This is a genomic window from Parabacteroides sp. B2-S-102 (genome assembly GCF_023656665.1).
GTDB lineage: Bacteria > Bacteroidota > Bacteroidia > Bacteroidales > Tannerellaceae > Parabacteroides > Parabacteroides distasonis.
In genome coordinates this window covers 1-9,242 of sequence record NZ_JAMOKM010000040.1, presented here as the reverse complement: position 1 = coordinate 9,242, position 9,242 = coordinate 1, and the positions used below count along the sequence as shown (strand labels likewise).

Sequence of the window (9,242 nt, the reverse complement as noted above, 5' to 3'; positions counted from 1 at the left end):
GGAAAGAGTAGGTATAGACGAGAAAGTATTACTCGAAAAACGGATTACAAGATACAAACGTGAATTAGAACGAATTACAGGCACACATATAGAAATTGGCAATGCATGTGTTCCATAGAAGAATACCCGGTCAGCAAACCCCGCGAGTAAAGGAGTGGCTGGAGAAGAAACGCAGAGACATCCCGACCCAAGACCATCTACGTTCCGGTAACGATGCCGTGACTTCCTTACGGAACTTAGTCGCCTCGAACGCCGGCAATCTCCGTGCTTACGAATACTTACTCTGCTATCATTTACTCTCTAAAGATCTCCGTTCTTTTGTAGAAGATTATGTACCGGGTAAGGTCTCTAGTTCCATTTTCGCCGAGGCCCTGCTGATCCATCTCGCCCGCCAAGGTAATATCCGTGCGGAAGAGCTTATAAAATACCAAATCCCGGTAAAGATAGCGAAAGAATTCGCCGATTATACCCGGCTTTATGAGGCAAAGGACACGAGTTTGAAAGAGAAATACGGCAAGACCTATTGGTTCTATTATCATTTTGCGACCACAGAGCCCGGAAAGGAGAGTAAGCCATGAAAGAAGCAAGAATCATGAAAGAGAACATAACCTATTACCTCGTCTGGATAATCTGCTTGCTGGCAGGATGTACCCCTACCCCGAAGCAAATAGAGGATACCACAGACCCAATCCCCATGTATCCCGATTATACGGATATCATGATTCCCACGAATATTGCCCCTCTCAACTTCTTATTGAGAAACGATGCGGACGCTATGCAAGTAACCTTAAAAGGGAAATCAAAAGAGATACAATTATCTTTCGGAAAGAAAGCTATTTTCCCTTTAAACCTATGGGAAAGCCTTTTAGAGCAGGAAGTGGGCAACCGCCTGCAAATAACCGTAGTCGCCCGTATCAAGGGTAAATGGTTTCGTTACCCCTCTTTCTACTGGCAAGTAGTTCCGGAGAAACTGGATAGTTACATAAGCTACCGGCTTATAGAACCCGGCTACGAGGTATGGAACAAGATCCAATTATGCGAGCGGGAGATCAATACCTTCGAGGAACGGGTTATTGCCGACAACAAAGATACCGACGGTTCTTGCATGAACTGCCATATTTACGGAAATAAGAAAGGAAGTTTATCCATGTTCCATTTACGGGGAAAGCAAGGAGGCACCCTGCTGAACCGTAACGGACATTTGAGGAAGTTGAAATTGAGCAACGACAGTCTGCCGAATGGGGCTGTCTATGGCGATTTCCATCCATCGGGGCAGTTCGCCGTTTTTTCCACGAATATTATCATCCCTGCTTTTCATTCGTTAGGAAGTAAGCGGTTGGAAGTCTATGACACAACCTCCGACCTAGTGGTCGCCGATTTCAGAAAGAAACAACTCATCACCTCCCCATTGACTAGCCGGAAGGATGAGTTAGAGACCTTCCCTACCTTTTCGCCCAATGGGAACTGGATCTATTATTGCTCCGCTCCCATCCAGCCGTTGCCCGATAGCATCCATAACCTAAAATATTCCCTATGCCGCATATCTTTCCATAAAGATACCAAGGAATGGGGCCGACAGATCGAAACCGTATGGGATGCCCAGAAGCATAATGGCTCCGCCTGCCATCCCAAGATATCGCCCGACGGTAAATACCTACTTTTCACGGTAGCCGATTATGGAACCTTCCCGATCTGGCACCGAGAAACAGACCTGCATATGATGAACCTCCAGACCGGGAAGATAGATACCTTACCTGCCGTCAACTCCGATAAATCGGATACCTACCATAGTTGGTCCTCTAACAGCCATTGGTTTGTCTTTGCCAGTAAGCGGGATGACGGACTATACGGAAAGCCTTATTTCTCTTACGTGGATAGTACGGGAAAAGCCTATAAACCTTTCGTTCTCCCGCAAGAGGATCCGGAACATTACGATATCACGTTGAAATCTTATAATATACCTGAATTATCCACTAGCGAGCTTCCTTTCGACGCTGAAGATGTACAAGAGATCTACTACGACGAGGAAGCTGAGACTTTTAAATAATAGAATCATGGAAAATACACGTAAATATAGATACATAAGAGGAATCGCCTCCTTATTATTCGGCTGTGCGATTTGCCTGTTTTGGGGACTTTATTATCCTCATCATTTACATTACCACGAGCAATTCCAGTTATTCCTGTTCACGCCGGAATATGGAATCGACAAATGTCTCCATCCCGGAGGCATCGCTGAATATATAGCGGAGTTCCTGACGCAGTTCTATTATTTCGCTTGGGCAGGGGCTACGATCTTGGCGATCGTTCTCGTGCTTATCCAACGGCAAATAAACTGGCTGGCCAAACAAATGGGAACTTCCGACTTTTGGTATCCGTTCAGCTTTCTCCCCTCTATCCTGCTCTGGGTATTTTTATGTGATGAGAATGCCCTGCTGGCATTCCCTGTCTCCATAACTCTCGCCCTCTTCGCCTTAATCATCCAGCGAAAAATCACTCATCCATGGGGACGAATAATCTATACGCTCCTAATAATGCCGGTACTCTACTGGATCGTAGGTGGTGGGGCCTATTTCATCTTCGTTATCGGAGTAGCAATCGGGCATTGCATCAAACCCGTACCAATCGTATCCAACAAATCCTATATATGGATTCCTATCTACATCTTGCTTGGAATCCTATGCCCCCTATTGGCACAAAGCCTTACGCAATATCCATTGCTTAGCCTCATGACCGGCATCGATTATTATCGTTTCCCCATGATCGTTCCCAACACCCTGTTACTTGTTATTGCTACCGTTGCCATAACCCCCGGGGCACTTGCTTTACTTCCCCCACCCGTAAAGAGCACTAAGGCATGGATGGGTATTATCTCCACCCTGCTCCTTATCGGTGGTGGCACATGGATCTATGCCGCCAGCAATTCGGATAAGGAGGAGGCTATGAAATACGACTACCTCACCCGCATGAAACAATGGAACCAGATCATCAAGGCGGCGGAAAACAAAGAGCCTAATTCTCCTTTCTCCGTGACCTGCTTAAATCTGGCTCTCGCCAAGACCGGGCAATTAGGGGATCGCATGTTCCATTTCTACCAAAATGGAACGGAAGGATTGATCCCCACCTTCCAAAGAGATTTCACCTCACCGCTCCCTACCAGCGAGATATTCTATCATCTGGGAATGATCAACTCCTCACAACGCTATATGTTCGAAGCGATGGAGGCTATCCCCGACTATAAGAAAAGCGGACGTGCCTATATGCGTCTGGCCGAGACCAACTTGATCAATGGACAATACGCTGTCGCCGCCAAATACCTGCGGGCTTTGCAGCATACCTTGTTCTATAAGAAATGGGCGACCAACGCCATGAGCTATCTAAATAACGATGAAAAGATAGAGAAGCATCCCGAATGGGGATGGTTGAGAAAAGCCCGATATACAGAAGATTTCTTGTTCAGCGACACGGAAATGGATGTCATGCTAGGCTTATTGCTGCAACATAACAAAAGTAACCGGATGGCTTTCGAGTATATGTTAGCCTATGTCTTGCAAAAGAAGGATCTGGAACGTTTCATGAAATATTATCCGCTGGGAAAAGATCTGGGCTATAACCACATACCCATCTCTTATCAAGAGGCATTGATTTTCATTTGGACACAGCAGCATCCTAATTTCCAAGGCCTTCCTTGGAGCATCTCCCGCAACGTATTGGAAGGGGTAAGCGAGTTCGCCCGTGTTTATATGACGCAGAAAGACTCCGAGCCTATCCTTCGCCCGAAATACGAGAAGACATTTTGGTATTACTTATTATTCAGAAAATAAACGGCCATGAGAAAGCTTATCTTATTATATAGTATATGTATAGCGTTATTTACCGCTTGTGGGGATTCGGTAGTATCCCCCGAACAAATAGAGAAATACCCGTCCATCTATCCGGATTATATCGGGGTGACAATACCCGCCACGATAGCACCTATGAATTTCTCTTATACGGATACCTCCTATGAGCGGATAGATGTTATCGTAAAAGGGTGCCAAGGCAAAGAGGTGCATATAAACGCGAAGCATGTCAATTTCCCGGAAAAAGAGTGGAAACAACTGCTCATCTCCAATCAAGGCGATAGTTTACTCTTTACTGTCAGTATCAAGCAAGAGGGTAAATGGAGTACTTACAAACCTTTCCCCATGTACATCAGCCCCCACCCGATCGATTACGGCTTAGTATACCGAAAGATCGCTCCCGGTTATGAAGTCTACAGCCGTATGGGTATTTATGAGCGTGATCTATCGTCTCATAAAGAAAGACCTTTGGTGGAAAACACGCTGGTCAAAGGTATGTGCGTAAACTGCCATGCCTTTAACCGTACGGACCCGAGCCATTTCAGTCTTCACATCCGAGGAACGCATGGAGCCACTTTTATGAGAACCGACAATAAGGATGAATACCTCAACACGAAAACAGATCAGACAATCGCCGCTTGCGTCTATCCCTACTGGCATCCCGGAGGCGAATATATAGCGTATTCCACGAACAACACCCGACAATCGTTCCATACGGTTAAGGACGAGCGGGTAGAAGTATTGGATTTGGAATCTGATATAGTCGTTTACCATCCGGCAGATCATCGTCTACTCCTTTGCGATTCTTTGCAAAAGAAAGACAGGTTCGAGACCTTCCCTGCGTTCTCCCCGGATGGTCGTACGCTTTACTTTTGTTCCGCCGAAGCTAAAAAGATTCCCGAAGAATATAAAGAGATAAGATATAATTTATGTAGTATCGATTTTGATCCCTCTGCCGGTACATTCGGGAGCCGTATCGATACGTTGGTGAACGCTGAGGCTTTAGGGAAAAGCGTATCTTTTCCCCGCCCTTCCTATGACGGCAAATATATTATGTTCACCTTATCCGATTACGGAAACTTTTCGATCTGGCATAAAGAGGCGAATCTATGGTTACTGGACTTGACAAGCGGAGACCTCCGCGAGCTATCCGAAGTAAATAGCGATGATACCGAAAGCTTTCACAACTGGAGTAGCAACTCCCGCTGGTTTGTCTTCAGTAGCCGCCGGGGTGACGGCCTTTATACCCGCCTTTATCTGGCAAGCATGGATGAGAATGGCAAGATAAGCAAGCCCTTTCTCCTTCCCAAGGAAGATCCGGAAACCTATTACGATCGCTCTGTCTATTCCTATAATGTCCCGGATTTCGTCAATGCCCCTATTCTGCTGGACACGAAAGTATTTGAGAAGAGGATAACTTCAAAAGAGCGTATACAGGTTCAAGTTGGGAACTAGAAACCAAGGGTTACCAAAAACAATACACGGATCTTATAGAAAAAATAAATAATTCCATAAGATCCGTGTATTGGGTATAGTTCTATATCTAGAAGTTCGCTATAGGTTCTTCAGCCATTTCTTACCGGATTTGGTATAAGTCCATGCAAGAAATATCCCCATTACCACGATAATAATTAAAAACAAAAATGTCATGTTATTCATATCTGTTATTATTTAAATATTCTATTTGCACAAACCGCAATCATTCCTGTACCTCCTAAACCTGTTATGAGCATTACCCACTGTGAAAAATCATTCGGATTCTTATACAACGGGATAACCCCACATATAACTACACCCGCAAAAGTCAGTTTCGCCAAATCATAAAAGAACTTTCCCAAATTCTCCTTTCGGGCTTTCTCTCGTTCTCTCCCTTCCTTCACTTGTTCTTGTAAATCATTCCATTTTCCCATAGTCATTCTATTTGATTAATTAACATGCACAAAGATAACAATGAATTCCAAATCAAACAACCGTTCCGGTTAAAATAAAAATAATACCACTATCCGATAAAATAATACTAGATTGTCTGCCCGATACCTCTTACATTCGCGTTCATAAAGAAAGACAGTTATCATGAAGAACACGAAATTAATTACCATGTTATGCCTAGGGGCATTAATCGCCTGTTCACCATCGAAGAAAGGACTAGAGCCGACAAGCGAACAGGGTTCGCCGAGAGAACGTTTAATAGAGAACCTACGTGCGATTCCACAAAAAGGAATCATGTTCGGACATCACGATGATACGGTTTATGGGATCGGATGGGAATTTGACGAAGGAGGCTCAGACGTGCGAAAAGTATGCGGCGATTATCCGGCCGTTATCAGCTTTGATCTTGGAGAGATCGAACTCGGGGGAGATAAAAGCCTTGATAAAGTACCTTTCGAGAAAATACGCAAGGAAATCATCAACCAATATAACCGGGGAGGCTTGGTATCTTTAAGTTGGCATCCCCGTAACCCTAAAACCGGAGGGGACGCTTGGGACGTATCAGACCATGCTGTCGTGAAATCGATCCTTCCGGAAGGGGAGAACTATGAGAAATTCCAAAGTTGGCTAGGCAAAGTGAATGATTTCATCCTTTCCTTGAAAACAAGCGATGGCACCAAGATTCCCGTCCTATTCCGTCCTTGGCACGAACACACCGGAAGTTGGTTCTGGTGGGGACAGAATTTATGTATCACGGATGAATACAAGGCGCTATGGCGAATGACCGCCGATTATCTAAACGCTCACGGAGCAACAGACCAGATCGTATACGCTTATTCCACAGGTACAGAGCCGCAGGATCAAGCGTCTTATCTGGAACGTTACCCCGGACATGACTTGATCGACGTCCTAGGCTTCGACGCTTACCAACGGGAAGATAAGGATTTCTTCTTGAAAAGCATGGATACCAGTCTTTCAGTAATAGACAGCATAGGCAAAGCCAACCATAAGATCATAGCGGTCACGGAGACCGGCTACGAAGGGATACCAGACTCCACATGGTGGACGGGAACCCTGCTGCCTGCCATGGAGAAATATCCGGTCGCTTATGTATTGGTATGGAGAAACGCCCGTGAAAAAGTCACTCACTTCTTTGGCCCTTATCCCGGACAAGCCTCTGCCGAGGATTTCAAGAAGTTCTTTGAAAATCCGAAAACATTGTTCGCCTCCGATATCAACCTATATAAATAACATCATACATAACCAGATAAATCACGTCATATCCAGTTGTAGAGACGGGGCGTGCCCCGTCTCCCACCATCTGATAATATCATTTAAAGCAAAAACATCATGGAACAATTTCAAGAAAAAGTAAACGAACTCTTCGCTAAACACGAAACCTTGTTAAGCCGGAAAAATATCCCTTTAGAAGACGGAAACGGAATCTTCACCCGTTATCAACACCCTGTACTGACAGCCGCACATACCCCGATCTTCTGGAGATATGACTTAAATGAAAAGACAAACCCCTACTTGATGGAACGCATCGGCATGAACGCAACCATGAACTCCGGCGCAATCAAATGGAATGGTAAATATATATTAATGGTACGTGTAGAAGGAAGCGACCGTAAATCCTTCTTCGCCGTAGCCGAAAGCCCGAACGGAGTAGACAATTTCCGTTTTTGGGATTACCCGGTAACCATGCCGGACGATCTTGTCCCGGCCACGAATATTTACGACATGCGCCTAACCGCTCATGAAGACGGCTGGGTTTACGGAATCTTTTGCGCCGAGCGCCATGACCCGAACGCAGCTCCCGGAGATCTATCCTCGGCAACCGCCACGGCAGCTATCGCCCGGACAAAAGACTTGAGAAACTGGGAACGTCTCCCGGATTTAAAGACCAAGAGCCAACAACGTAACGTCGTATTACACCCAGAATTCGTAAATGGTAAATATGCCCTTTACACCCGCCCCCAAGACGGATTTATCGACGCGGGAAGTGGCGGTGGTATCGGATGGGCCTTGATTGATGATATCACGCACGCCGAAGTCAAGGAAGAAACCATCATCGACCAACGTTACTACCATACGATCAAGGAAGTGAAAAATGGCGAAGGCCCCCACCCGATCAAAACACCGAGAGGCTGGTTACATCTCGCCCATGGCGTACGGGGATGCGCCGCCGGATTACGTTACGTGCTTTATATGTATATGACCGCGTTGGAAGATCCCACGAGACCTATCGCCACACCCGCCGGCTATTTCATGGCTCCGGAAAATGAGGAACGGATCGGCGATGTATCCAACGTTTTATTCTCTAACGGATGGATCGCGGATGAGGATGGAACCGTATATATTTACTACGCATCCTCCGATACCCGTATGCACGTGGCTGTATCCACAATCGATAAATTGGTAGATTACTGCATGAACACTCCGGCCGACGGGCTGACTACGACCGCATCTGTCGAGACGCTGAAAAAGCTGATCGATCGAAATCTTCCACTCCTGAAATAACCTACAAAAACCACTCATATGATTAAACTAACAGAGAAGATAGGCTACGGTTTCGGGGACATGGCATCGTCCATGTTCTGGAAACTGTTTGGCGCTTACTTGATGATTTTCTATACGGACGTATTCGGATTACCGGCAGCAGCCGTAGGTACGATGTTCTTGATAACTCGTATATGGGACTCGGTCTTTGACCCGATTGTCGGCGTCGCGGCGGATCGTACGCAAACACGCTGGGGAAAATTTCGCCCTTATTTGCTTTGGCTGGCGATCCCGTTCGCCGCTATCGGAGTGCTCACTTTCACGACTCCTTCTTTCGGACAAACAGGTAATTTGATCTATGCCTATATCACCTATTCCTTGATGATGATGGTGTACTCCGCCATAAACGTGCCTTACGCATCCTTGCTTGGAGTAATGAGTCCATTGCCGCAAGACCGTAATACCCTTTCTACGTACCGCATGGTATTCGCCTATATCGGCAGTTTTATAGCCCTGTTGCTATTCATGCCGATGGTGCGTTTCTTTAGCGGAAATAGCGATGAATTGGCGGATCAACAACATGGATGGACCCTAGCGGTCGTAGTTATCGCTATCCTGTGCGCCATTCTCTTTTATGGATGTTTCGCATGGACAAAAGAACGGGTAAAACCGATTAAAGAGCAACAAGGCTCGTTAAAAGATGACTTGAGAGACCTATTGCGCAACAAGCCTTGGTGGATACTATTGGGAGCAGGTGTCTCCGCTCTGGTTTTCAATTCCATCCGCGACGGGGCTACCGTATATTATTTCAAATACTTTATCGTTGAGGAAGCCTATGCCAATGTATCTTCTATGGAACACATGCATTGCCAATTTCTATATGTGTGCCTGTAATTCGTTCTAATTCACGTTTGTATCTTGTAATCCGTTTTTCGAGTAATACTTTCTCGTCTATACCTACTCTTTCCG

General features: G+C 45.7%; 8 protein-coding genes. 7 read left to right on the top strand and 1 reads right to left on the bottom strand.

What is annotated here, in order from left to right; genetic code table 11:
* The first annotated feature begins 107 nt into the window (after positions 1 to 107).
* The 4 genes from NBH07_RS22265 to NBH07_RS22250 are packed head-to-tail and all read left to right on the top strand — an operon-like array spanning position 108 to position 5,297.
* Positions 108 to 578, top strand: a complete 471-nt coding sequence (locus NBH07_RS22265) for a DUF6057 family protein (protein ID WP_250833613.1) — start codon at positions 108 to 110, stop codon at positions 576 to 578.
* Positions 575 to 2,047, top strand: coding sequence for a TolB family protein (locus NBH07_RS22260; protein ID WP_009018621.1), 1,473 nt, complete (start codon positions 575 to 577; stop codon positions 2,045 to 2,047). The genes NBH07_RS22265 and NBH07_RS22260 overlap by 4 nt, the downstream gene beginning before the upstream one ends.
* Positions 2,048 to 2,054: 7 nt before the next feature.
* The gene (locus NBH07_RS22255) at positions 2,055 to 3,824 is read left to right on the top strand and encodes a DUF6057 family protein (RefSeq protein WP_005855210.1); all 1,770 of its coding nucleotides are present in this window, start codon (positions 2,055 to 2,057) and stop codon (positions 3,822 to 3,824) included.
* Between the two features lie 6 nt (positions 3,825 to 3,830).
* Positions 3,831 to 5,297 (top strand): TolB family protein, encoded by a 1,467-nt coding sequence (locus tag NBH07_RS22250; RefSeq protein WP_009018620.1) that lies wholly within the window; start codon positions 3,831 to 3,833, stop codon positions 5,295 to 5,297.
* 212 nt (positions 5,298 to 5,509) lie between these two features.
* Here NBH07_RS22250 and NBH07_RS22245 read toward each other — a convergent pair whose 3' ends face one another.
* Complete coding sequence (locus tag NBH07_RS22245; protein WP_009018619.1) at positions 5,510 to 5,752, bottom strand: DUF6722 family protein; 243 nt, start codon at positions 5,750 to 5,752, stop codon at positions 5,510 to 5,512.
* 163 nt (positions 5,753 to 5,915) lie between these two features.
* Between NBH07_RS22245 and NBH07_RS22240 the strand changes: the two genes are divergently transcribed.
* From NBH07_RS22240 to NBH07_RS22230, 3 genes are all read left to right on the top strand, one after another.
* The gene (locus NBH07_RS22240) at positions 5,916 to 7,022 is read left to right on the top strand and encodes a glycoside hydrolase family 26 protein (protein ID WP_009018618.1); all 1,107 of its coding nucleotides are present in this window, start codon (positions 5,916 to 5,918) and stop codon (positions 7,020 to 7,022) included.
* A gap of 99 nt (positions 7,023 to 7,121) precedes the next feature.
* Positions 7,122 to 8,294, top strand: a complete 1,173-nt coding sequence (locus tag NBH07_RS22235; RefSeq protein ID WP_005865585.1) for a glycoside hydrolase family 130 protein — start codon at positions 7,122 to 7,124, stop codon at positions 8,292 to 8,294.
* A gap of 18 nt (positions 8,295 to 8,312) precedes the next feature.
* On the top strand, positions 8,313 to 9,167 hold the full coding sequence (locus NBH07_RS22230) for an MFS transporter (protein WP_502921456.1): 855 nt from the start codon (positions 8,313 to 8,315) through the stop codon (positions 9,165 to 9,167).
* Positions 9,168 to 9,242 lie beyond the last annotated feature (75 nt).

Bases quoted from the DNA above. Each gene is read 5' to 3' on its own strand.
- NBH07_RS22260 (WP_009018621.1), top strand. From the start codon at position 575: ATGAAAGAAGCAAGAATCATGAAAGAGAACATAACCTATTACCTCGTC.
- NBH07_RS22255 (WP_005855210.1), top strand. From the start codon at position 2,055: ATGGAAAATACACGTAAATATAGATACATAAGAGGAATCGCCTCCTTA.
- NBH07_RS22250 (WP_009018620.1), top strand. From the start codon at position 3,831: ATGAGAAAGCTTATCTTATTATATAGTATATGTATAGCGTTATTTACC.
- NBH07_RS22245 (WP_009018619.1), bottom strand. From the start codon at position 5,752: ATGGGAAAATGGAATGATTTACAAGAACAAGTGAAGGAAGGGAGAGAA.
- NBH07_RS22240 (WP_009018618.1), top strand. From the start codon at position 5,916: ATGAAGAACACGAAATTAATTACCATGTTATGCCTAGGGGCATTAATC.
- NBH07_RS22235 (WP_005865585.1), top strand. From the start codon at position 7,122: ATGGAACAATTTCAAGAAAAAGTAAACGAACTCTTCGCTAAACACGAA.
- NBH07_RS22230 (WP_502921456.1), top strand. From the start codon at position 8,313: ATGATTAAACTAACAGAGAAGATAGGCTACGGTTTCGGGGACATGGCA.